Here is a 24275-nt window from a genome sequence, read left to right as displayed (position 1 = left end):
TTCCTTATTCCCTTTCTTAAAACTCATTCGCGCCAAAATGTCGGCGTGAACAGTACTAATAATGTGAAGACCTCAAGGCGGCCAAAGAGCATCGTGACAATCAGGATCCATTTCGCCACGGAATTCATTGATGCGAAGTTATCTGCCACAACACCCAGCCCCGGCCCGAGGTTATTGAGCGTTGCGGTGACCGCGGCAAAAGCGGAGAAGTTATCCACGCCCGTCGCCACTATCGCCAGCATACTCACGATAAACACCAGCGCGTAAGCGGAGAAGAAACCCCACACGGCTTCAATAATACGTTCCGGCAGCGCCCGGTTACCCAGCTTGATGGTGTAAACCGCATTCGGGTGAACCAGTCTTTTCAGTTCCCGCGTGCCTTGTAAATAAAGCAGCAGGATGCGGATGACCTTCAGGCCACCGCCGGTCGAGCCCGCACAGCCACCGATAAACGCAGAACACAATAATAGAAGAGGCAGAAACAGCGGCCATTTCGAAATACTGTCTGTGGTATACCCTGCCGTCGTTGCCATCGACACCACCTGGAAGAACGCCTGATTCAGCGTTTCCAACCCTGAGCCGTAGGTATTATGGATCCACAGGATAAAAGTACAGATCACCACCAGCGTAAATTGCACGCCGATGAACATCCGGAATTCCGGGTCACGCCAGTAGACTTTTAAGTTGCGGCCACTGAGCACCGCAAAGTGCAGGCCGTAGTTACAACCGGAGATCAGCAGAAAAACAGCGACTATCGTATTGATGGTGCCGCTGTGGAAATAACCGATACTGGCATCGTGTGTCGAGAAACCGCCGATAGCGATTGTCGAGAAGCTATGACCGATGGCATCGAACACCGACATCCCCGCGCCCCACAACGAAAGCGCACAGGCGATGGTCAGCAGTACATAGATGAGCCACAGCGTTTTTGCCGTTTCGGCAATACGCGGGCGCATCTTGTTATCTTTCAGCGGTCCGGGCATTTCGGCCCGATACAACTGCATCCCGCCGACGCCCAATATCGGCAGAATCGCCACGGCGAGCACAATGATCCCCATACCGCCAAACCATTGCAGCATCTGCCGGTAGAACAAAATGGCCTTCGGTAGTGAATCCAACCCGACCAGCGTGGTCGCGCCCGTGGTGGTCAGTCCGGAGAAAGATTCAAAGAAAGCGTCAGTGAGCGAGAGATTCGGACGCTCTGAAAACAGAAAAGGCAATGCCCCGACGCTGCCCAGCACCGTCCAGAACAGCACGACAATCAGGAAACCCTCGCGCGGCTTCAGCTCGCTTTTCTGCTTGCGGTTGGGGAACCAGAGGAATAATCCAATGGCCAGCGCGACAAAGAAGGTCTGGCTAAACGCACGACCCGCGCCATCGCGGTAAATTAAAGCGACCAGGCCGGGAATAATCATCGTTCCGGAGAAAAGGATGACGAGCACCCCGACGATGCGTGTTATGGCACGAAAATGCATGCTGGTGCGTTCCTCAGCGAATTAACCATAGAAAAATTTAAGAAACCGGACGCAAGATGAGCGCGCCACGGCTGATATCGAAAAGCTGACAGATTGCGGCCTGCGCCTGTGCGGCAGGCAAAGCCAGAACGAGATCGACCGATGCCCCGTATTCACTGCGTAAAATATGCCCACCAACCTGCGAGAGCAGCGTTTCCACCAGCTGTAACTGGCTGTAATCACACTGCACCGCGTACTCCGCCAGCGGGACTTTTTGCTGCATAACAAGCAGCTTTAATGCTTGCTGAACACCGCCGCCATAGGCTTTCACCAGCCCGCCGGTGCCCAACATAATGCCGCCGTAATAACGCACAACGACGGCCGTTATTTCTCCGACCCCGCTTCCCATTAGCTGGCTGAGGATAGGTTTGCCCGCTGTGCCTGCAGGTTCACCATCATCGGAAAAGCCCAGTTGCTGAGAATCATCCGGTGCGCCAGCCACAAACGCCCAGCAGTGATGACGCGCTGCCGGATGTTGATTTCTGACGTCCTGAACAAAAGCTTTCGCTGCCTCAACGCCTTCCGTTCTTGCCAGTAAGGTGATGAAGCGGCTCTTCTTTATTTCTTCGCTGTAACTGACCGGTTCAGCGGGGACAGAATACGGCTGCATCAGGCCAGCTTCAGATCACGGGTCATGTTCTCGATACGATTGTCATGGATGACAATATTGTCTTCGATACGTATCCCGCCAAAGGGCTTCATGGCATTAATACGATCCCAGGCAAAGTGCTTACTGAATTGCCCTTCACGCCACGGCGTCAGCAGTGAATCAATGAAATACAAGCCCGGTTCGATGGTCAGAACCATTCCCGGCTCAATCACACGCGTACAACGCAGATAAGGGTATTGCGCAGGCGCGGCCAGATGCGTGCCATGATCATCTTGCATAAAACCGGCAACATCATGAACCTGCAACCCCAGCGGATGCCCCAGACCATGCGGCAGGAAAGGCCCGGTCAGGTTCTGTTCGACCATCGCGTCTTCGCTGATATCGACCACCAGCTTGTGCGCTTTCAGCAGTTTGGCGATGCGATGATGCATCTGAACATGATAGTCGGTATAGCGCACACCGGATTTAATCGAGTCAATTAACGCCAGTTCTTCGGTGTTCAGATCTTTAATCAGTGCGCCAAAATCGCTGTCAGGTTTTCCGGCATACGTCCGCGTCAGGTCAGCGGCATAACCGTTATATTCTGCGCCCGCATCGAGCAGGAAACTGCGCATTTCGGCCGGAGGCTGGTTATCGAGCGTGGTGTAATGCAGTACGGAAGCGTGTTCATTGAGCGCCACGATATTGTCGTAAGGCACATCGGTATCGCGGTGACCGGTCGCGGTGAGATACGCGAGATTGATATCAAACTCACTCATCCCAGACAGAAACGCTTCTTTCGCCGCACGATGACCGCTTACGGCGACTTTCTGCGCTTCACGCATACAGGCCAGCTCGTAGTCAGTTTTGTAGGCGCGATGATAATGCAGATAATCCAGCACCGCTTTCGGGTTCACGTTCGACGCCGGAACACCCATGCTGATGGCGCGATCCTGACTGGAGCCGATATAACCCACGAGTTTAAGATCCACCGGCAACTGGGCTTTGATATCGTCCGCATTTGCCAGCGGCGTCAGCGAAATTTCTTTGGTCCAGAAACTCTCAGGCAATGGCTCATGGCTGTGCCAGTAATCCACCGGCGAATAGAACCACAGTTTCGGCGCATTAACGCCATCCACCCACAGCCAGCAGTTCGGCACTTTGGTGACCGGCACCCAGGCTTTAAATTGCGGGTTAACTTTGAAGGGATAACTGTGGTCATCAAGGAAGGTCGTTATCAGTTCACCGGAGTGAATGAGTAACGCATCAAGCTGAGAACGTTGCAGAATTTCACGGGCACGCGCCTGCAGCGTGGCGATATGTTCTTTATAAAGCGTAGTAAGCGATTCCATCCAACTGTCCTTTTTTCACCGGAAAGACGATGCAGCATCTTACCACAGCCTCACCGCGACTATAGTCCCGGAAGGTTTGTGATCTTGCTTGCAAATAAAACACATCTCATTTGCAAATTATTAACATAAAAACCACACTCGAAAGCATCTGGTCATACCAGATCATCCCAGATGATTCAGGAGAGACACATGCTCTACCAAGGCGAAACATTACATCTGCACTGGCTCGATGGCGGTATTGCTGAGCTGGTGTTTGACGCTCCGGGCTCGGTGAACAAGCTCGATACCCAAACGGTCGCCAGCCTCGGCGAAGCCATTGCGGTACTGGAAAAACAGTCCGGGCTGAAAGGCTTGCTGCTCAGTTCAGCGAAATCCGCTTTCATTGTGGGTGCGGATATCACCGAGTTTTTATCTCTGTTTAACGCACCGGCGGAAAAACTGCACGAGTGGCTGAGTTTTGCCAACCGCATTTTCAACCGGCTGGAAGATTTACCGGTCCCGACGCTTTCTGCCATCAGCGGGTATGCGCTGGGCGGAGGCTGCGAATGCGTACTGGCCACCGATTTCCGTATCAGCACGGCTGACGCGCGCATCGGTTTACCGGAAACCAGCTTAGGCATTATGCCGGGCTTTGGCGGCTCGGTGCGGCTTCCGCGCCTGATTGGTACAGACAGCGCGCTGGAAATTATCGCCGCAGGCAAAAATATCAGCGGCAAAGATGCCCTGAAAATCGGGCTGGTTGATGCGGTCGTTGATGCAGAGAAACTGCGCGATGCCGGTATCAGCATGCTGCAACAGGCCATCGCCGGGAAACTGGAATGGCAGAGCCGCCGCGAACCGAAACGTCAGCCTCTGAAACTCAGCCAGATTGAAGCGGCGATGAGCTTCAGCGTGGCGAAAAGCATGGTCATGCAGAATGCCGGAAAACATTACCCGGCACCGATGACGGCGGTAAAAACTATCGAAGCTGCGGCGCGCCTTGGCCGTGACGAAGCACTTAAACTGGAAACCGCCAGTTTTGTTCCTCTCGCGCAATCAAAAGAAGCGCGTGCGCTGGTCAGCATTTTCCTTAACGACCAGTTCGTGAAAGGTAAAGCCAAAAAACTGGCGCAAGACAGTGAAAAACCGGCGCAGGCTGCCGTTCTCGGCGCGGGGATTATGGGCGGTGGTATCGCTTATCAGTCTGCGCTGAAAGGCGTGCCGGTTATGATGAAAGACATCAGCGAACCGTCCCTGACGCTCGGCATGAATGAAGCGGCAAAACTGCTGAACAAGCAACTGGAACGCGGCAAGCTGGACGGTATGAAGATGGCAAAAGTGCTGTCGACAATCCATCCGACGCTGGATTACAGCGGCATCGAACGTGCCAAAGTGGTGGTCGAAGCGGTCGTGGAAAATCCAAAAGTGAAAGCCGCCGTGCTGGTTGAAGCGGAATCCCTGCTCAGCGCCGACACGGTTCTGGCGTCCAACACCTCAACCATTCCTATCGACCAGCTGGCCTCCTCGCTGAAACGCCCAGAAAACTTCTGCGGCATGCACTTCTTTAACCCGGTTCACCGGATGCCGCTGGTGGAAATCGTTCGTGGCGAGAAAACTTCGGACAAAACAATTTCGCGCATCGTCTCTTACGCGCTGGCGATGGGCAAAACGCCGATCGTGGTCAACGACTGCCCGGGGTTCTTTGTTAACCGCGTGCTGTTCCCGTATTTATCCGGTTTCAGTCTGCTGCTGCGTGACGGCGCGGACTTCCGCCAGATAGACAAAGTCATGGAAAAACAGTTTGGCTGGCCGATGGGCCCGGCCTATTTGCTGGATGTCGTGGGCATCGATACCGCTCACCACGCGCAGGCTGTCATGGCCGCCGGATTCCCGCAGCGCATGGCCCGCAGTTACCGCGACGCCGTGGATGTCTTATTCGACAACCGCCGCTTTGGTCAGAAAAACCAGCTGGGCTTCTACCGTTACAGCCAGGACAGCAAAGGCAAGCCACGTAAAGACGTCGATGACGAAGCGATCAGTCTGTTAGCTGAAAACCTTAAACCTGTGCATTCCGATTTCTCACCGCAGGACATCATTGCCCGTATGATGATCCCGATGATTAACGAAGTGGTGCGCTGCCTGGAAGAAGGCATTATCGCCAGCCCTGCAGAAGCCGATATGGCACTGGTTTACGGCCTCGGATTCCCTCCGTTCCACGGTGGCCCGTTCCGTTATCTGGATACGCTCGGCACTGCCGCATACCTGAAACTGACCGAACAATACGCACACCTCGGCCCGATGTATCAGGCCCCGGAAGGGTTACGCGCCAAAGCACAGGCAAATGAAAGTTATTATCCGGTTGCGGCTGGGCTGGAAAACCTCAGCACCGGCAATCAGGCATAAGGACCGAAATCATGGAAAACGTAGTCATTGTTGACGCAGTCCGCACGCCCATGGGCCGTTCGAAAGGCGGCGCATTCCGCCAGGTCAGGGCTGAAGATTTATCGGCACATCTGATGCGCGCCCTGCTGGTACGCAATCCGTCCGTCGATGCCAAATCGATTGATGATATTTACTGGGGCTGCGTGCAGCAGACGCTGGAACAAGGCTTCAATATTGCCCGCAACGCCGCCCTGCTCGCAGAAATTCCGCACAGCGTGCCGGCTACCACGGTGAACCGCCTGTGTGGCTCCTCCATGCAGGCTTTGCACGACGCGGCACGCGCCATTATGGTCGGTGATGCGCAGGTAAGCCTGATCGGCGGCGTGGAACATATGGGTCACGTCCCGATGAGTCACGGCGTGGATTTCCATCCGGGCCTGAGCAAAATCGTGGCGAAAGCCGCAGGCATGATGGGGCTGACCGCCGAAATGCTGGCGAAAATGCACCAGATCAGCCGCGAGATGCAGGATGAGTTTGCTGCGCGCTCCCATCAGCGTGCACATGCCGCAACGCTTGCCGGGCATTTTGCCAATGAAATCGTACCAACCGAAGGCCATAACGCAGAAGGCGTGCTGACCCGTTATGATTTTGACGAAGTCATCCGCCCGGAAACCACCGTCGCCACGCTCGCGGCACTGCGCCCCGCTTTTGATCCGGTCAACGGCACAGTGACGGCGGGGACATCCTCGGCGTTATCCGATGGCGCATCCGCCATGCTGCTGATGAGTGAATCCCACGCGAAATCCTTAGGTCTGAAAGCCCGCGCACGAATCCGTGCGATGGCCGTGACCGGTTGTGACCCTTCCATTATGGGTTATGGCCCGGTTCCGGCGACACGTCTGGCGTTGAAACGCGCCGGTCTTAGCGTGCAGGACATCGGTCTGTTCGAGCTTAACGAAGCGTTTGCCGCACAAGCGCTGCCGTGCGTAAAAGATTTGGGTCTGCTGGAAACGATGGAAGAACGCGTCAACCTGAACGGCGGCGCAATCGCGCTCGGACATCCGCTCGGCTGCTCCGGTTCGCGTATTTCCACGACGTTGCTGAACCTGATGGAACGTCGCGATGTGCAGTTTGGCGTCGCCACCATGTGTATCGGTTTAGGTCAGGGCATCGCCACCGTCTTCGAACGCGTCTGACGCCTTCCTGTCATAAAAGAAAAAGCGGACGCAATGTCCGCTTTTTAAAATCTTGTTCTGCCCGTTTTAGTTGCCGTTTTCCCGCCTGTCAGGGGCGGGCTTTTTCTCAACGATCAATTTTCAGATCAGATGAAAGAGAAGGCATCACCAAACAAACGGTCTTCCAGCGCACCGCGTTCCGCAACAAAACGCTCACGGGCAATTTTTGCCATTTCAAAACGACCGGCGATATAAATATCGTGCTCCGCCAGTGAAGATAAATCTTGCAGAACGGCGCTCAGCACTGTCCCGCTTCTGCCCTGCCAGCCCTCTTCCGGCTGTTCGACAACCGGGATCACTTTCAGATTCGGGTGGTTGATGCTCATGGCTTCAAGCTCGCCCAAATCATACAAGTGCTTCAGCTCACGGCCACCCCAGTAAATCGAGATATCCCGGTGAGGCTGCTGCTCAAGCGCCGTAATCAGAATGGAACGGACATACGAGAACCCGGTTCCGCCTGCAATAAGCACCAGCGGACGTTCGCCTTCTTCACGTAACCAGGCGTCGCCGTGCGGGATATCCACGGTAATTGCCTGTTCTTTCAGAATGCGATCCATCACCGCCATCGCGTACAGATTCAGCTCAGACGCGCCGATGTGCAGCTCAATGACGTTGTGCTCAGCCGGCGTCGAGGCCAGCGAGAACGGACGCTTGTCGCGCTCGTCCATCACGACCATCAGATACTGACCCGCGCGAAACGAAAAAGGCGCTTCCGGAACCAGCCGGACACGGTACACCGTATCCGTTATCGCCTCGACCGAGGTCACTTTACAGCTCAATATTGTCATGCGTTCCCTCTGTGGGTCATCAAAGCAAAGCGTAGGACAAAGATTCGATTATTTTTTCGCATCGTCTTTATCATTTAGAATAGCGAGTTCATCCCAGATGGCGTCGATTCGCGCGGTCACGTCCGGATCTTTCACAATCGGGCGTCCCCATTCACGCTGCGTTTCTCCCGGCCATTTATTGGTCGCATCCATCCCCATTTTCGAGCCAAGGCCCGAAACCGGAGAGGCAAAATCCAGATAATCTATCGGCGTATTTTCCACCAGCACCGTATCGCGCGCGGGATCCATCCGGGTGGTGATCGCCCAAATCACGTCATTCCAGTCACGGGCATTCACGTCGTCATCACACACAATCACAAACTTGGTGTACATGAACTGACGCAGGAAAGACCAGACGCCCATCATGACGCGTTTCGCGTGACCGGCGTACTGCTTCTTCATGGTAACGACTGCCAGACGGTAGGAGCAACCCTCCGGCGGCAGATAAAAATCAACAATTTCCGGGAATTGTTTCTTCAAAATTGGCACAAACACTTCATTGAGCGCCACGCCCAGCACCGCAGGTTCATCCGGCGGACGGCCTGTGTAGGTCGAATGATAAATAGGATCTTTACGCTGCGTCATGTGTGTAATCGTGAAAACCGGGAAACTGTCTACTTCATTATAGTAGCCGGTATGATCGCCATAAGGGCCTTCGGGCGCCATTTCACCGGGTTCGATATACCCTTCCAGCACGATTTCAGCGCTGGCGGGCACTTCCAGATCGTTGGAAATACACTTCACGACTTCGGTTTTATTGCCGCGCAGTAAGCCTGCGAAAGCATATTCAGACAGCGTATCCGGCACCGGCGTTACCGCGCCAAGAATAGTTGCCGGATCTGCGCCGAGCGCGACAGCGACCGGGAAGCGTTTCCCCGGATTCTGCTGGCACCATTCCTGGTAATCCAGCGCGCCACCGCGATGCGATAACCAGCGCATGATCACTTTGTTTTTGCCCAAAACCTGCTGGCGATAAATGCCGAGGTTCTGACGCGGCTTGCTCGGGCCACGGGTCACGGTCAGGCCCCAGGTGATGAGCGGCGCCGCATCTTCCGGCCAGCACTGCATCACGGGGATTTTGGTGATATCAACCGCGTCACCTTCCCAAATCTGCTGCTGGCAAGGTGCGGAATGCACGACTTTGCTCTGCATGTTCAGCACCTGCTTAAACTTCGGTGCCTTGTCGTATAAATCGCGGAGACCACGCGGAGGCTCAGGCTCTTTCAGAAACGCCAGCAATTCACCGACTTCACGCAACGCGCTGACGTCTTCTTTCCCCATGCCCATGGCGACACGCTGCGGCGTGCCGAACAAATTGCACAGCACGGGCATGTCATAACCTTTAGGATTTTCAAACAGCAACGCCGGGCCGCCCGCACGCAAAGTACGATCGGCAATTTCGGTCATTTCCAGATAAGGGTCAACAGACTGGCTGATGCGTTTCAGTTGGCCTCTCTTTTCGAGTAACGAGAGGAAGTCACGTAAATCACGGTATTTCATGCTGATTCTGAGTCGCCGGGTTGAAGGAGGGCATTATAGAGCCTCTCCGGTGTTGTTGCTGCTTTTTTGTTATCAGCAGGTAAACACTGATAACGAAAAAGCGGTGTAACCGCCAGACTCAAACGCTGTGGATCTGGCGATGCGCAAATGACTGAGCAGCAGCCTTACAGACAGTTAAAAGGCACCAGCGACTGTATCGCCTGTGTGTCCTGATATTCCTGCGTTTCCTGCCCGTGGCGGAACACCTTAAAACCCTGCCCTTTCGCGCTGAAATAGCTCAGATTATTGCCGGAAACTTGCAACAGACTGCCTTCGCGTAATGCCAGCACCGACTCAGACGGGTTAACCGCACAGAATTCTGCAATGCGCTCATCACGGGTTTCACCCATGTGTCCGCTTAAGTGCGCGTCGATATAATGCGGGTTAATCTGTACCGGGAAGAGGCCAAGAGAAGGCAGAACCACAGAGTTGCGAACCGGCATATCATTGGTGGTACGAATACTTGGCGTAGCAACGTTGCAACCCGCGCTCCAGCCAATGTAAGGCACATTGCGTTCACGCACCGCACGCTGAACCGGCACAATCAGGCCATTTTCATGCAGCAGTTGATTGAGCATCCAGGTATTGCCGCTGCTGATCAAAATACATTCCGCACCGGCAATGGCTTGGGCAGGGTTTTCGGCGTGATGAATGCTGTCCACTTTAATGCCCAAAGCATCCGAAAGCTCTTTCGCACGGGCATCATAATCACTGCGGATCAGTGCGTAAGGGATCAAAACAGCAGAACGAATGTTTTTTGCCTGCAACATGGCCTGGATACGCTCTTTTGCATACCCCAGTAACTCGGATTCACCTGAGAGTTTACCGTTACTCAGCAAGAACAACTCCATGGGACATCTCCTGATAAAATTAGGACGAAGAGAGGGGATAACACCGCGCTTTTCTTCGATAATAAAAGATAACGGGCCGACAATCAGCAAACGTCTGCACAGACTTGCACTGTCTGTATCTCATGAGTGGCTTTTGGTATGCTGCCCCGCTCAACGATTTAATGTGGGAAACTATGGAATCCTGGTACTTACTCTATTGCAAACGTGGTCAGTTGCTTCGCGCGAAAGAACACCTGGAACGCCAGGAAGTTAACTGCCTGACACCGATGATCACACTGGAAAAAATGGTGCGCGGCCGCCGTACGGCCGTCAGCGAGCCTATGTTCCCGAATTACATGTTCATCGAGTTCGACCCTGAGCGGATCCATACCACGACGATCAATGCGACGCGTGGCGTCAGTCACTTCATCCGCTTCGGTGCAAAACTGGCGACGGTTCAGCCGGACGTTATCAAACAACTGATGGAACCGCCTTCGGTTGAATACCGCGACCCCGAAACACCTTATGAAGGCGACCCGGTGCTGATTACCGACGGGATTTTCACCGGTATCGAAGCCATTTATACCGAACCTGATGGCGAAGCGCGTTCCCTGCTGATGCTGAATCTGATTAACCAGCCGGTCCGTCAGAGCATCGAAAACACACATTTCCAGAAAATCTGATTTGCAATATTTGCCGTCCCGATAAAAAAGCACCGTTTGCCGGTGCTTTTTTATTTCAGCGCATTGAGTTCAATGTCTGGCAGCGAAAAAAGCTTACGCGCATTCTCATCAGTAATATCTGCCAGCCATTGTGGATCTTCACCCCGCCACATTGCTACCTGATGCACAATATGCGGCAAGAAAGCCGGTTCATTTCGGCGATTCTTCGGTTTATTTTCCATATCACGCGGCAACAGATAAGGCGCATCGGTCTCCAGCATCAACCGGTCAGCGGGGATCAGCGGCAGCATTTCGCGCAGTTCCAGCCCGCGACGCTCATCGCACACCCAGCCGGTAATACCAATCGACAACCCGAGAGACAGATAAAGCTCCAGCTCTTCGCGCGTGCCGGTAAAACAGTGAACTACGCCGCCCGGCAAATCCGTCAGCCAGGGTTTGATCAACGCGGCAAATCGCTCTCCGGCATCACGGCAGTGCAGAAATACCGGCAACTGCAACTCTTTCGCCAGTGACAGCTGCGCGGTAAACGCCGCTTCCTGACTGTCTGCCGGGGAAAAGTTACGGTTAAAATCCAGCCCGCATTCACCAATCGCGACAACCTGTGGCAATGCTGCCAGCTCACGAATGCTGCGCTCAACGTCGTCACTCCAATCACTCGCCTGATGCGGGTGCACGCCCGCCGTCGACCAGCAGAAATCCGGATGTTGCATCGCCATCTTCTGCGCTTCAACGCTTTCCTGCGCAGACGTGCCGGTGATCAACATACCGCTCAGACCCGCCGCTCTGGCTCTTTCAACGACCTGTGGGCGATCTTTATCAAACTGATTACTGGTGAGATTAATACCGATTTCAAACATGGAAAGTCCCAAAACAGAAACCGCCCAACAGGGCGGTTTTTTTCATCAAAGAATGCATTACGCAGGCTGATCCGGATCAGCTTCGTTATCGACATCAGCTCGACGACGGCCACCCACGTAGAAACGGGCAAAGAACACGCCGATTTCAAACAGCAGGTACATTGGAATGGCCAGCAGCGTCTGAGAGAAAACGTCCGGCGGCGTTAACAACATGCCAACCACAAACGCCCCAACCAGCACATACGGACGTTTCCTTTTCAGGTCTTCAGGCGTGGTTACCCCACTCCAGCACAGCAGCACAATCGCGATAGGAACTTCAAAAGAAATACCAAATGCCATAAACAGCGACATCACGAAATCGAGATAGTTGTTGATGTCAGTCGCTATCTGTACGCCAGCCGGTGCCGTTTTCGCGAAGAACGCAAACGCCAGCGGGAAGACGACAAAGTAAGCAAAAGCCACGCCAAGATAGAATAATGCAGAACTTGAGAACAGCAGCGGCATCATCAGACGACGTTCATGTTTGTACAGCGCAGGCGCAACAAACGCCCAGACCTGATACAAAATAAACGGCGCAGAAAGGAATACCGAAACAATCATCGTCAGCTTGATTGGCGTGAAGAACGGTGATGCTACATCCGTAGCAATCATGCTCGCACCCATCGGCATCTGTTTGATGAGCGGAGAAGCGACCAGCTGGTAGATATCATTGGCAAAATAAACAAGGGCCAGGAACACCACAAGAATGCAGAAAATGGCATTCAGCAGACGCTTACGCAGCTCAATCAGATGGCTGATAAGGGGTTGTGTATCTTCAACAGCCATGTTTAACGCTCACCTGTCGTTTGAGTTGATGAAACCGGTTTAACCGGCACTGCGGGTTCAGCAACAGGGGCTTCAGCGACAACAGGTTTCATCACCGGCGCGGAAGCAACAGCAGGTTCGGTAACCGAAGGCTCATCTGAAGCGGCCAGCGTTTCAGCATGTTCAGCCGCTGCATGCGCCGTCTTATTGGAAGCCAGCGCAGCATCAACGGCGCTTTGCGGTACAGCAGCAGGCGCAGAGACCACTTTCTCAGCCGTAGCCGGAGAAATACCCGCATCATGGTGTGCTTCAGCTTCATCCAGAACCGGATTGTGGATGGTATTCCCTTCCGCTTTGGCGTTCTCCACAGCTTTCTCCGCAGGATTCAGTCCTGAGTTGATCGACTGCTTCATAGACTCTGCCGCTTCTTTCAGCTCATCCATGGACGCTTTGATTTCTGGCGTTAAATTCTTCAGGCCTGACTCTTCAGCTTTTTTCAGGGTGTCCTGCAATTCCTGAAGTTTCAGTTCCTGAGACAGCTCGCTCTGCACGGAAGCCGCCATGGCACGCAGTGTGCGGATCCAGCCTGCTACTGTTCTTACTGCTACGGGTAAACGCTCCGGCCCAAGCACTACCAGGCCAATCACCAATACCAGCAGCAGTTCACTAAATCCAATATCGAACACGGCTTATACCTGCTCTTTGTTTTGGCTCTTGGTTTCATCGGCCTTGGCTGCTGGCTTGCTTTCCACAGACTTAGCAATGAAATCAGCATCAGAAGCGGAAGTGTCAGCCTCTTTGTTGGCTTTCTGGCCTTCATCATCGCTCATGGCTTTTTTAAAGCCTTTGATGGAAGCACCCAGATCAGAACCCAGACCGCGCAGTTTCTTAGTACCGAACAGCAGTACCACGAGTACAACGAGAATCAGGATTTTAGTAATACTGATACCACCCATTATTTTCACCTCAATAGGAAGGAACGACATTTATTGCCGTTCGCAAACGGCATTCAATTTACAGCAAAGTATTCAGCTGGCGCGTTTCCATCCAATCAACCAGGAAATCGCACCCGCAGCCATCAGGCAAGCCGGATAAACCTTAACATCGCCCAACAGTAAAAGGGTTCCGCTCAATAACAGCGTCGCACCAATCCCCAGAAGATAACGAGACTGCCCCTGACGGGAACTCTGGTTATGGATCTGGGAGGAAAGCTTCTCAATGTTGTATTGCAACAACTTATGCTGATTCAGGCTCTGGTAAACCAAATCCGGCAACTCAGGCATTTTCTCAAGCCAGAACGGTGCGCGCTCTTTCAGTGCCCGGATCATTGCCGGTAACCCGACCTGATCGCGCACCCAGCTTTCAAGGAAAGGTTTCGCCGTGGTCCACAAATCAAGTTGAGGATAAAGCTGACGCCCGAGACCTTCTACGTACAGCAGCGTTTTTTGCAGCAGCACGAGCTGAGGCTGAACTTCCATATTAAAACGGCGCGCCGTATTAAACAGATTCAGCAGCACGTTACCGAAAGAAATTTCTGCCAGCGGTTTCTCAAAAATCGGTTCGCAGACAGTACGGATAGCGAATTCGAACTCTTCGACATTGGTATCGCGGGGAACCCAGCCGGAATCGACATGTAATTCAGCCACTTTACGATAATCGCGGTTGAAGAAAGCGATAAAATTCTCCGCCAGATACCGCTTGTCTTCCTTGTTGAGCGAACCAACTATGCCGCAATCAATGCCTATGTAGCAAGGATCTTCAGGGGTTTCGTAACTGACGAAAATATTCCCCGGATGCATATCGGCATGGAAGAAACTGTCACGAAAAACCTGAGTGAAGAAAACCTGCACGCCGCGTTCGGCCAGCAGTTTCATATTGGTGCCCTGTTTCTTCAGTGCTTCAATATCAGAAACCGGGATGCCGTAAATACGCTCCATCACCATCAGGCGCTCGCTGCAGTAATCCGGGTATACCTCCGGCACATACAACATCGGGCTGCCTTCGAAATTACGGCGCAGCTGAATAGCATTCGCCGCTTCACGCAGCAAATTCAGTTCATCGAGCAACGTTTTTTCATATTCGCGCACCACTTCACGGGGACGCAAACGACGGCCGTCAGGCAACAGAATCGGCAACCAGCCCGCCAGACGCGACATCAGACGGATATCCGCCACGATGGTCGGCAAGATATCCGGGCGGATTACTTTCAGGACTACTGGCTTACCGTTTTCTTTGAGAATGGCGGTATGAACCTGGGCAATCGAGGCTGAAGCCAGCGGCGTCTGGTCGAATTCATCAAACCAGGTTTCCACCGGGCCCCCCAGTGCCACCTCAATTTGCTGACGCGCTTTCGCGCCATCAAACGGCGGAACGTGGTCCTGAAGTAAAGCAAGCTGATCGGCAATCTGAGGAGGGAAAAGGTCGCGGCGCGTCGACATCATCTGGCCGAACTTGATCCATACTGGCCCCAGTTCTTCCATCGCCAGACGCATGCGCTCACCCAATGGCTTTTCTTTATGACGATTAGGCAACCAGAAAAAAAGATAACGTCCAATGCGCAGCGGCAGCGTTAAGCGGATTTTAGGGATGAGTTCGTCAAGGCCGTAGATCAGAAACATGCGGATAATCAGATATAAACGTCGCATTTCCCTTGGCGTCACGGTTTACCCTCCAGTTTTTCGATACGTTTATCCAGCGCATCCAGCTCGCGTGCCAGCGCAGAAACTTCATCGCTAAACCAGACAACTTCGAGCGGACCCGGTGCCATTTTCCACTCTTCGGTCAGCGCCTGAGCCACATAGCTTTGCTGATGTTTCAGGCCTTTTTGCAGAAAACGCAAACTTCCCTGAACGGCCTGAGTCAGCCCCTGAGCCGCAATATCACCCACGTAAGGAGCCAGGAATTCAGCGGGATCCCATTCGGCCATATCCAGCAGGGCGGTCCATTGCTGGACAACCGAAATATCGCCCTCGACCACCAGTTCACCGCTGCGCATGAGCGGTGATAATTGCTGACGATCGCGCAGCTTATGCAGCACGGAAAGCCGGGTGATCACGGTGCAATCTGCCGCACCGTCCCACTGACCAAGAACGTCGATTTTTTGCTCGCTGAATACAAACGTCAGCGGAGCACTCAGTTCCTGCAATTCGACACGTAAAACTTTACCTGCCAGACGCGTCCGCGCCGACTTCATGCTGCGATCGCGGAAAAGCAGGTAATTTAGCGGCGTCTCAATGGCGGCAGTCAGTAACGGTGTCAACAACATCGGCATGCTCATATCAGAATTTGAAACCCCGATGCAAAGCGACAATGCCACCGGTCAGATTGTGATACGTCACATTTTCAAAACCTGCGTCCGCCATCATGCCTTTCAGGGTTTCCTGATCAGGGTGCATACGGATAGATTCGGCCAGATAACGATAGCTTTCAGCGTCTTGCGCAACCAGCTCGCCAATGCGTGGCAAAATATGGAAAGAATACGTGTCATAAGCTTTGCTGAGTGGTTTCAGAACCGGTTTGGAGAATTCCAGAACCAGCAGACGGCCACCCGGCTTGAGTACGCGGAACATCGAACGCAGCGCTTTCTCTTTTTCAGTCACGTTACGCAGACCGAAAGAAATTGTGATGCAGTCGAAATAATTATCAGGGAAAGGCAGAGCTTCAGCGTTGGCCTGAACGTAGCTAACGTTACCCACGATGCCGAGATTGCGCAGCTTTTCGCGGCCCATCTTCAGCATGGAATCGTTAATATCCGCCAGCACGACTTCGCCTTTTTCGCCCACCAGACGCGAGAATTTTGCGGTCAGATCGCCGGTGCCACCGGCCAGATCCAGCACACGTTGGCCCTGACGCACACCGCTGCAATCAATGGTGAAACGTTTCCAGATGCGATGAATACCGAAAGACATCAGGTCATTCATCAAATCATATTTTGCCGCAACGGAATGGAAGACTTCCGCCACCATTTCCTGTTTCTCATCTTTGGCTACTGTACGAAAACCGAAATGGGTGGTTTCCTGCGTCTGCTTTTCCATTATTTATGCCTGCTTTTTCAGTCAAACTCTTGGGGAGAAGTGTACCAGAACCCGTTAGAAAGCCCCATCACCGATGGTGATTCAACATATTGCAAAGATTCACTGATTGAATCAGTACGACCCAGTGGAAACCTTTGTCAGCTTTGATTATTCACGCGGGTTCAGCGCCTGTTCTTCTTCCGCATCAGAGGTATCGGGCAGAGATGCGGTATCTTCCGGTTCATTTTCCGCTTTCGCTATCTCCGCCAGAGACGGGCTGATTGGCCGTTTAACTTCGACCCCCAGAGCACGGAAACTTTCAACCTGCCCGATAAGATTACCACGGCCTTGCGTGAGTTTATTCATCGCTGAGCGATAACTTCCCTGCGCTTTGTCGAGGCTTTGCCCCATCGACTCCATGTCATCCACAAACAACCGCAGCTTGTCATACAAACGGGCGGCGCGATCGGCAATACGTTTGGCATTCTGGCTCTGATGCTCATAGCGCCATAAATTACTGATTGTACGCAAAGCCACCAGCAGCGTGGTCGGGCTGACAAGCATAATATTGTGACGCAGTGCTTCGCTGATCAATTCTGGCTCCCGGTCGATAGCCAGTAAGAAAGCAGGCTCAACGGGGATAAACATCAAAACATAGTCGAGGCTGCGTAAGCCCGGAAGCTGCTGATAATCTTTGCGGCCCAGCAGGCGGATATGCCCGCGAACAGACGCAATATGCTCATTCAGTGCCGCTTCACGTTCACTGTCATCCTCACTGTTGAAGTAACGCTCGTAGGCCACCAGCGTCATTTTGGCGTCAATCACCACGTCTTTGTTCTGCGGCAGGCGCACGACAACGTCAGGCTGCATACGGCTGTTCGTATCGACCTGCACGCTGACCTGCGTCTGATATTCGTAACCTTCCCGCAGGCCGGACGCCTCCAGCACGCGGCTGAGCACCACTTCGCCCCAGTTCCCCTGCGTTTTATTATCGCCTTTCAGCGCTTTGGTAAGGTTCACCGCTTCGCGCGCCATCTCAACGTTCAGCTGTTGCAGGTTACGGATTTCGTGCGCCAGCGTGTGACGTTCACGGGCTTCCTGACCAAAACTGTCCTGCACCTGACGGCGGAAACCATCAAGCTGTTCGCGCAGCGGCAGCAACAGTTTGTCGAGGCTTTGCTTGTTCTGTTCGTCGGCCCGGCGACCATTTTGTTCGAAAATACGGTTAGCCAGATTTTCAAACTGGCTGCTCAGGCGCTGTTCGCTGTTGATAAGAAGACGCTGTTTGTCTTCAGCCGCCATGCGCGTTTCGTCCAGCCGCGTAGAAACCTCGCGCAGCTCAGCTTCCTGAGCACTGTTGATTTCACGCTGTGCGCGTAATTCCTGATTCAGTTGCTCGCATTCATTTTGCCAGTGAGCCAACAACTGTAATTTTTCCTGACTGGCAGCCGCCGCGCTGTGCAACTTACGCAGCTCAAGTTCTGCTTCACGTATTTGCTGCTGAGCGGTTTGCCGCTCATTCTTATGCGCGTCATTTTCCGCCTTCACTTGTTCCAGCGAAAGCTCCAGCAACCGGCGCTGTGTTTCGTACTCTGCCTGTTGTTGCTGTTGCCGCAAACTGGCGACCATCCAGCCGACTAACAGGCCGATTATCCCTGCGCCCAGGGCGTACAAAATGCTGATATCCACGCGTATTCCTTCTTAAAATCACTTGCGGTCACGGTAATAGCAGGCTGTATGGATGTCCAGTCTATTTTCAGGGGCATGACGCCTTTGCGAGACGTCTTCCAAAAAGGAATTTCTCCCGCCCGCCCCTCTTGAAGACGTCAGCGATGCAGCGCAGGATTCAGAACCAGCGGCTCAGCCATTGGATACCAAAAGCGCCCGGCGCGAGAATCCCGAATGCCCAGATCAGTGCGGAGGTCACGTTGGCAATCTGGAAATACTTCTGCGGCATGCCACAGATCCCCGCCACCAGCGGCACTACGGCGCGAAGAGGGCCAAAGAAACGCCCGATAAATGCGCCCGGCATGCCCCATTTTTCGAAGAATGCATGTCCGCGGACCAGCATCTGCGGATGGCGGGAGAACGGCCAGAAATTCCCGACGCGATCCTGAAAATGCGCTCCGACCCAGTAAGAGAGCCAGTCGCCGAAGAATGCACCGGCCGCCGCTGCCGCCCATATCGGCCAGAACGGAATACCGGTTTCACCTATCAGCGCACCCAGCCCTAACAGAATAAAAGTGGCCGGAAGCAGCAGCGATAAGAACGCCAGAGATTCGCCAAAAGCGAGGAAGAACACAATCGGCGCAGCCCACACCTGATGTGCGCGAATAAAGGTCGTTGTGTAATCCAGGAGGTCGTGAACAGTCAAAAGCAGTTCCTTTTGTCAGCGGCTTTTTATCAGCAGTTTTTTATCAGCAGTTAAATAGCCGGATTGATAAATTATTCCAGACACTTTACTAACACGACCTTAACAGATCTGATTATCGGGGCAAAAAAATGGGCCGCCAAAGGCAGCCCACAGAGGTGATGTGTTTGTTTTAGTATTTTTTAGATCAGGCGACGGGCGGCTTCTACAACGATTTTCACCGCGTGGCTTTCGGTCTTTTTCATCGTTTCCGCGTCAGGAATTTCCTGCTGCGTGCGGTTTACGATAACACCGGCAACCATGCCTGCACGCAGGCCCTGGCTGGCACACATGGTCAGCAGTGTGGCGGATTCCATTTCATAGTTCATCACGCCCATTTCCTGCCATTCTTTCATCGATTCTTTGAAGCGACGAACAACGCGTCCGGAGAAGGTGTCGTAACGTTCCTGGCCCGGATAGAAGGTGTCAGAAGAAGCCGTTACGCCGATGTGCGTGGCAGCGCCAACAGATTCTGCCGCCGCGACCAGCGCCGTGGTACAGGTGAAATCGGCGACAGCCGGGAATTCCATCGGGGCAAAGTGCAGGCTCGCGCCATCAAGGCGAACAGCGGCCGTCGTGACCAGTACATCGCCCACATTGATGTGCGGCTGAATAGCGCCGGTCGTACCCACGCGCAGGAAAGTCCGGATGCCCAGCTGTGCCAGCTCTTCCACCGCGATGGACGTAGACGGGCCGCCGATACCGGTTGAACAAACGATCACAGATTTGCCGTCAAGCTCAGCACGCCATGAGGTAAATTCGCGATGAGAAGCCAGACGCACCGGGTTCTCCATCAGTTTGGCAATTTTCTCCACGCGCTCCGGGTCGCCGGGAACAATCGCCAGCGTGGCACCGTTTAAATCTTTTTTGGCCAGGCCAAGGTGGAAAACTTCAGGCTGAGACATAACAAACTCCTCTGTATGTAGGGTCATTTATTGGCAGGAGGAACACCCGGCAACTGTACTGAACATTGTGACGTCATTTCGTGACGACCGTCACTATGATGTAACAACAAGAATCACGCATACATTTAATTTGTGACATGAATCACAAATTAAATGTATTACGCCGGAATTTTAAGCAGACTGATGCTTTGCAAAATGAAGTATTTTCCCGAGCGGGCAAAAAAAGCAGGCGTTGTCGTATCACTGATGAACGACGCCGCCTGCCGGTGAGGCTGATTAAAATTCAACTCAGGCCGGAACCGCTCCGGCTGCCGCACTGCGCGACCAGACGCGGTGTTTTGCCATCTGTTTCAGGAACTCTTTCAGCAATTTTCCTTCCGCCTTTTCGCCTTCGATAATCCCGTCCTCCGGTACGTCATCCGTCAGCCCAAGCAGCGGTTTAAAACGACGGGCGTCCCCGCTCAGCCCGATAACTTTCAAATGTTTATAGGCTTCAAGCACGTAATGACGGGAATCGCCGTTCATCAGCAAAGCATCAATGTGGCCGTGAGGCACAATAACAGCGTCCACGGTAATGGAAGGCGAACCGGCAAACGTGGCATCTACCGGCAATGCCGAACCATCATCGGCAATGACATTTCCCAGATGACTGGCCAGAAGTTTGGGATGAACACCCGCAGCCTGAAGCGCCTGCAAAGTTTCCAGCACATCGGCTGCGTTAACGCCCTCGCCCAGCAGCACCGCCACCTGACGCCCTTTGATCGTCCCTTTTCCGCTGGCATACAGACTCAGTGACGGGTCGGCTTCCAGACCATTGACCGGTTTCGGAGGCTTAATCTTTCTCGTTTGCGCCGAAAGGGTAATGCCCAGATTTTTCGCGACAATCGCCGCGAGAGTCTGATCAACGTGCGCCAGCAAATCCACCAGGCGTTCGCGAATATACGGTCGCACCACTTTCGATAACTCAAAGGAGAATGCTCCGGCGATATGGTCCTGTTCCACTGGCGTCTGGCTCAGCCAGAACAGGCGCGGATGCGCATAGTATTCTGCAAATGATTCACTACGCTGCCGGATTTTTTCGGCATCAATACGTTCAGGATAACTTTCAAATCCGCCTCCGGACGCAGCCGGTGGCGTTTCTCGCGGCCAGTTATTGTTGATGGAATTCGGCTCGTAATTAGCCGGATTGGTATCGATATCCTGCCGGTGCATCCCGTCGCGCTGAAAATTATGGTACGGGCAGGTTGGCCGGTTAATCGGAATCTCATGGAAATTCGGCCCGCCCAGACGGCTGATTTGCGTATCGGTGTAGGAGAAGAGACGCCCCTGCAACAGCGGATCATTCGTAAAATCAATGCCGGGCACAACGTGTCCCGGGTGGAAAGCGACCTGCTCAGTTTCCGCGAAATAATTATCAGGATTACGGTTGAGCACCATTTTCCCGACAAGCTCAACCGGCACCAGTTTTTCGGGGATCAGCTTGGTCGGGTCGAGCAAATCGAAATCAAACTTGAATTCGTCCTCTTCCGGGATCAGCTGAACGCCCAGTTCATATTCGGGATAATCGCCGGCTTCGATGGCTTCCCACAAATCACGCCGGTGGAAATCGGCATCTTTCCCTGCCAGTTTCTGCGCCTCATCCCACAACAGGGAAGCCTTACCCGCCAGCGGTTTCCAGTGAAAACGGACAAACGTCGCTTTCCCTTTGGCATTCACAAAGCGGAAAGTGTGGATCCCGAAACCTTCCATCGTGCGGTAACTGCGCGGAATGCCCCGGTCAGACATCGCCCAAAAAACGTTATGCAGCGTTTCGGGCTGGAGGGAAACGTAATCCCAGAAGGAGTCATGCGCGCTGGCACCTTGCGGAATTTCGTTGTGCGGTTCGGGTTTTACGGCATGAACAAAATCAGGGAATTTATGAGCATCCTGAATGAAGAAGACCGGCGTGTTATTGCCGACCAGATCGTAAATCCCTTCGTCGGTATAAAACTTGGTAGCCCAGCCGCGAATATCACGAACCGTATCTGCCGACCCTTTCGAGCCCTGCACCGTCGAGAAACGCACAAAGACCGGCGTTATCTTTTTCGGATCGGAGAGGAAACTGGCTTTCGTGACCGCTTTCAGGCTGCGGTAAGGCTGGAAATAACCGTGCGCGGCGGCACCGCGCGCATGAACGATACGTTCAGGGATCCGCTCGTGGTCAAAATGAGTGATTTTCTCGCGGAGGATGAAATCTTCCAGCAGCGTCGGCCCCCGACTGCCAGCTTTCAGCGAATTCTGATCATCAGCAATTTTGGTGCCCTGATTGGTGGTCAGCGGCTGCTTCTCGCCATTTTTTCGATGTCTTTGCAGCGCATCGAGTTTGGCATTGGTGTTCTCCGGGCTTTTGGCACTGCCGGAGGCGGTCGGTTCTTTTCCGGGCGGCGTGGGTTGCGGTGAAGCCTGATAGGCACTGTCGGATGGCGCGAGATTGCCGAGGCCAGGTTGAGAAGATTGACTGCCCGTGGCGGGGGCGCGGCTTACCGATTTTGGCTCACTTTTCTGGGTCGTTTTAGACGGTGATTTCGACATTGAACATGACTCCTCATGAAAGATTCGGACGTTCTATGGTTCTTCCCTGACATATTTCCTGCATAACTTTTAACTATAGAACATCTGTTCTGCCTTGCTGTTCCCGCTTTCCGACTATAGTTTTAATCCATAGAGCCAGATTTCTGTATGGACACTGACATGGAGACCAAGATGAAAAAGAAGAAGAATTACTGACACTGAAACAGGCTCCGACCAGCTTTGCCCCTGCCGTGACACCGGTTGCCAGCACCACTATTCACACGGACACCGACGGGCTGCACGCCGGTCAGACCACCATTCCTTCGCAGGGAGAAGATCTTCCCGCCTATCTCGCCCGGCCGGAAAACGTCTCCGGAAAATTACCGATCATTCTGGTGGTTCAGGAGATTTTCGGCGTTCACGAACATATTCAGGATGTCTGCCGCCGGCTGGCAAAACAAGGGTATCTGGCTATCGCGCCTGAACTGTATTTCCGTCAGGGCGATCCGCGTGATTACACCGAAATCAGCGAACTGTTCGAAAAACTGGTCAGCAAAGTGCCGGATCAGCAGGTCCTTTCTGATCTCGACCACACCGCGCATTGGGCATCTCAGCACGGCGGGGATATTTCCAAGCTGGGGATCACCGGTTTCTGCTGGGGTGGAAGAATCGCGTGGCTGTATGCGGCGCATAACCCGCAGCTGAAAGCGGGCGTGGCGTGGTACGGAAAACTGGTCGGCAACAAAACGCTGACCAACCCGACCAACCCGGTTGACCGTGCCGCTGCGCTTGATGCGCCGGTGTTAGGTTTGTACGGCGGCCAGGACACCGGCATTCCGCTGGATACGGTCGAAACCATGCGGCAGGCAATTCGCGCGGCCAATGCCAACGCGGAAATCGTGGTTTACCCTGAAGCCGGTCATGCATTCAATGCCGATTACCGCCCGAGCTATAACGCCGAAGTGGCTCAAGATGGCTGGCAGCGTATGCTGGATTTCTTTGCACAGTATGGCGTGAAGTAATCACCAAAACTGCAGGGTAAAGACCTCAAATGTCAGAAGCCCGACAGGTTTTCCTGCCGGGCTTTTTACTTGCAGATTTAGATTACTTGCAGATTTACAATCGCAGAAAAATTTAACGCAGCGACAACTGACCAAATGCGCCCTGCCAGTCTTCTTCGAATTTAACCACCGCAGCCTGAACCGCCGGCGCGCTGACAAACTGCTCAGCAACGTCCACCGGTATCGTTACGGACTGGCATCCGGCCAGCAGACAATCAAGCGCCTGACGCGGCGTTTTGAAGCTGGCGGCCAGCACTTTGGCGTGCGGTGCATGCAACGTCAGCAATTTCTGCAATTGCGTCACCATCACAATTCCGTCCCCGCCCTGCGCATCGAGGCGGTTCACGTACGGTGCAACATATTCCGCCCCTGCCAGCGCCGAAAGCAATCCCTGACCCGCGCCATACACGGCGGTTCCCAGCGTCGGGATTTTTCGGGTACGCAGGATTTTGATGGCGGCCAGCCCTTCCGCCGTGGCCGGAACTTTCACAACCAGACCCGGCACGCGGGAATGAAGCAATTCGGCTTCTTCAACCATTTGTTCGGCCTGATTTGCCAGCACCTGTGCAAACAGTTTTCCTTCACCGCCTAAGGCATCACGCAGCGCAGGCAAGACCTCCCATAATGACGTCCGGGCTTTTGCCACAATACTCGGGTTTGTGGTCACGCCCTGTAACGGCAAAATACGGGATAAACGTTTTACTGCGCTGATATCAGCGGTATCCAGATAAAGTTCCATATCCTC

The 24275-nt window shown here is 53.6% G+C and carries 22 protein-coding genes; 4 read left to right on the top strand and 18 right to left on the bottom strand.

What is annotated here, in order from left to right:
* Positions 1-23: 23 nt before the first annotated feature.
* From trkH to pepQ, 3 genes are read right to left on the bottom strand one after another with little or no spacing between them, the layout of a single operon-like run.
* A complete protein-coding gene (gene trkH / locus BV494_RS18280; protein WP_104924125.1) occupies positions 24-1475 on the bottom strand; it encodes a Trk system potassium transporter TrkH in 1452 nt (483 codons plus the stop codon).
* 37 nt (positions 1476-1512) lie between these two features.
* The gene (locus BV494_RS18275; protein ID WP_104924124.1) at positions 1513-2124 is read right to left on the bottom strand and encodes an IMPACT family protein; all 612 of its coding nucleotides are present in this window, start codon (positions 2122-2124) and stop codon (positions 1513-1515) included.
* Positions 2124-3455, bottom strand: coding sequence for a Xaa-Pro dipeptidase (pepQ, locus tag BV494_RS18270; RefSeq protein WP_104924123.1), 1332 nt, complete (start codon positions 3453-3455; stop codon positions 2124-2126). The genes BV494_RS18275 and pepQ overlap by 1 nt, the downstream gene beginning before the upstream one ends.
* Positions 3456-3644: 189 nt before the next feature.
* On the opposite strand from pepQ, the gene fadB reads away from it, so the two are divergent.
* Positions 3645-5837, top strand: a complete 2193-nt coding sequence (gene fadB / locus BV494_RS18265) for a fatty acid oxidation complex subunit alpha FadB (RefSeq protein WP_104924122.1) — start codon at positions 3645-3647, stop codon at positions 5835-5837.
* Between the two features lie 11 nt (positions 5838-5848).
* The gene (gene fadA / locus BV494_RS18260; RefSeq protein ID WP_104924121.1) at positions 5849-7012 is read left to right on the top strand and encodes an acetyl-CoA C-acyltransferase FadA; all 1164 of its coding nucleotides are present in this window, start codon (positions 5849-5851) and stop codon (positions 7010-7012) included.
* Positions 7013-7137: 125 nt separating this feature from the next.
* On the opposite strand, the gene fre is transcribed toward fadA, so the two are convergent.
* The 3 genes from fre to pepE form a co-directional block, all read right to left on the bottom strand.
* Complete coding sequence (gene fre, locus BV494_RS18255; RefSeq protein WP_104924120.1) at positions 7138-7839, bottom strand: NAD(P)H-flavin reductase; 702 nt, start codon at positions 7837-7839, stop codon at positions 7138-7140.
* Positions 7840-7887: 48 nt separating this feature from the next.
* Positions 7888-9378 (bottom strand): 4-hydroxy-3-polyprenylbenzoate decarboxylase, encoded by a 1491-nt coding sequence (gene ubiD / locus BV494_RS18250; protein ID WP_104924119.1) that lies wholly within the window; start codon positions 9376-9378, stop codon positions 7888-7890.
* A gap of 164 nt (positions 9379-9542) precedes the next feature.
* Positions 9543-10268 (bottom strand): dipeptidase PepE, encoded by a 726-nt coding sequence (gene pepE, locus BV494_RS18245; RefSeq protein ID WP_104924118.1) that lies wholly within the window; start codon positions 10266-10268, stop codon positions 9543-9545.
* 173 nt (positions 10269-10441) lie between these two features.
* Between pepE and rfaH the strand changes: the two genes are divergently transcribed.
* Complete coding sequence (rfaH, locus tag BV494_RS18240; protein ID WP_192938029.1) at positions 10442-10930, top strand: transcription/translation regulatory transformer protein RfaH; 489 nt, start codon at positions 10442-10444, stop codon at positions 10928-10930.
* Positions 10931-10980: 50 nt separating this feature from the next.
* On the opposite strand, the gene tatD is transcribed toward rfaH, so the two are convergent.
* The 11 genes from tatD to katE all read right to left on the bottom strand — a co-directional run bounded on the left by tatD (position 10981) and on the right by katE (position 22490).
* Positions 10981-11787, bottom strand: coding sequence for a 3'-5' ssDNA/RNA exonuclease TatD (gene tatD / locus BV494_RS18235; protein WP_104924116.1), 807 nt, complete (start codon positions 11785-11787; stop codon positions 10981-10983).
* Positions 11788-11844: 57 nt separating this feature from the next.
* Positions 11845-12612, bottom strand: coding sequence for a Sec-independent protein translocase subunit TatC (tatC, locus tag BV494_RS18230; RefSeq protein ID WP_104924115.1), 768 nt, complete (start codon positions 12610-12612; stop codon positions 11845-11847).
* Between the two features lie 2 nt (positions 12613-12614).
* The gene (gene tatB / locus BV494_RS18225; protein WP_104924114.1) at positions 12615-13277 is read right to left on the bottom strand and encodes a Sec-independent protein translocase protein TatB; all 663 of its coding nucleotides are present in this window, start codon (positions 13275-13277) and stop codon (positions 12615-12617) included.
* Positions 13278-13280: 3 nt separating this feature from the next.
* On the bottom strand, positions 13281-13547 hold the full coding sequence (tatA, locus tag BV494_RS18220; protein ID WP_104924113.1) for a Sec-independent protein translocase subunit TatA: 267 nt from the start codon (positions 13545-13547) through the stop codon (positions 13281-13283).
* 72 nt (positions 13548-13619) lie between these two features.
* Positions 13620-15251, bottom strand: a complete 1632-nt coding sequence (gene ubiB, locus BV494_RS18215; protein ID WP_104924112.1) for a ubiquinone biosynthesis regulatory protein kinase UbiB — start codon at positions 15249-15251, stop codon at positions 13620-13622.
* Positions 15248-15856 carry a ubiquinone biosynthesis protein UbiJ gene (gene ubiJ, locus BV494_RS18210; RefSeq protein WP_104924840.1) on the bottom strand — a complete coding sequence of 203 codons (609 nt, stop codon included), beginning with the start codon at positions 15854-15856 and terminating at the stop codon, positions 15248-15250. The genes ubiB and ubiJ overlap by 4 nt, the downstream gene beginning before the upstream one ends.
* 13 nt (positions 15857-15869) lie before the next feature.
* A complete protein-coding gene (gene ubiE, locus BV494_RS18205) occupies positions 15870-16625 on the bottom strand; it encodes a bifunctional demethylmenaquinone methyltransferase/2-methoxy-6-polyprenyl-1,4-benzoquinol methylase UbiE (RefSeq protein ID WP_104924111.1) in 756 nt (251 codons plus the stop codon).
* A 147-nt stretch (positions 16626-16772) separates the two neighbouring features.
* Positions 16773-18293: a DNA recombination protein RmuC gene (rmuC, locus tag BV494_RS18200; protein ID WP_104924110.1), complete on the bottom strand. Its 1521-nt coding sequence runs from the start codon at positions 18291-18293 to the stop codon at positions 16773-16775.
* 157 nt (positions 18294-18450) lie between these two features.
* The gene (locus BV494_RS18195) at positions 18451-18978 is read right to left on the bottom strand and encodes a DedA family protein (protein ID WP_104924109.1); all 528 of its coding nucleotides are present in this window, start codon (positions 18976-18978) and stop codon (positions 18451-18453) included.
* 179 nt (positions 18979-19157) lie between these two features.
* Complete coding sequence (gene udp, locus BV494_RS18190; RefSeq protein ID WP_104924108.1) at positions 19158-19919, bottom strand: uridine phosphorylase; 762 nt, start codon at positions 19917-19919, stop codon at positions 19158-19160.
* A gap of 288 nt (positions 19920-20207) precedes the next feature.
* Positions 20208-22490, bottom strand: a complete 2283-nt coding sequence (gene katE, locus BV494_RS18185; RefSeq protein WP_104924107.1) for a catalase HPII — start codon at positions 22488-22490, stop codon at positions 20208-20210.
* Between the two features lie 191 nt (positions 22491-22681).
* On the opposite strand from katE, the gene BV494_RS18180 reads away from it, so the two are divergent.
* Positions 22682-23491 carry a dienelactone hydrolase family protein gene (locus BV494_RS18180; RefSeq protein WP_104924106.1) on the top strand — a complete coding sequence of 270 codons (810 nt, stop codon included), beginning with the start codon at positions 22682-22684 and terminating at the stop codon, positions 23489-23491.
* A 112-nt stretch (positions 23492-23603) separates the two neighbouring features.
* Here BV494_RS18180 and fsa read toward each other — a convergent pair whose 3' ends face one another.
* On the bottom strand, positions 23604-24269 hold the full coding sequence (gene fsa, locus BV494_RS18175; RefSeq protein WP_104924105.1) for a fructose-6-phosphate aldolase: 666 nt from the start codon (positions 24267-24269) through the stop codon (positions 23604-23606).
* Positions 24270-24275 lie beyond the last annotated feature (6 nt).

It is taken from the genome of Rahnella sikkimica, assembly GCF_002951615.1.
Lineage (GTDB): Bacteria > Pseudomonadota > Gammaproteobacteria > Enterobacterales > Enterobacteriaceae > Rahnella > Rahnella sikkimica.
The sequence above is the reverse complement of the archived record's forward strand: the minus strand, read 5'-3'. Positions and strand labels throughout refer to the sequence as shown.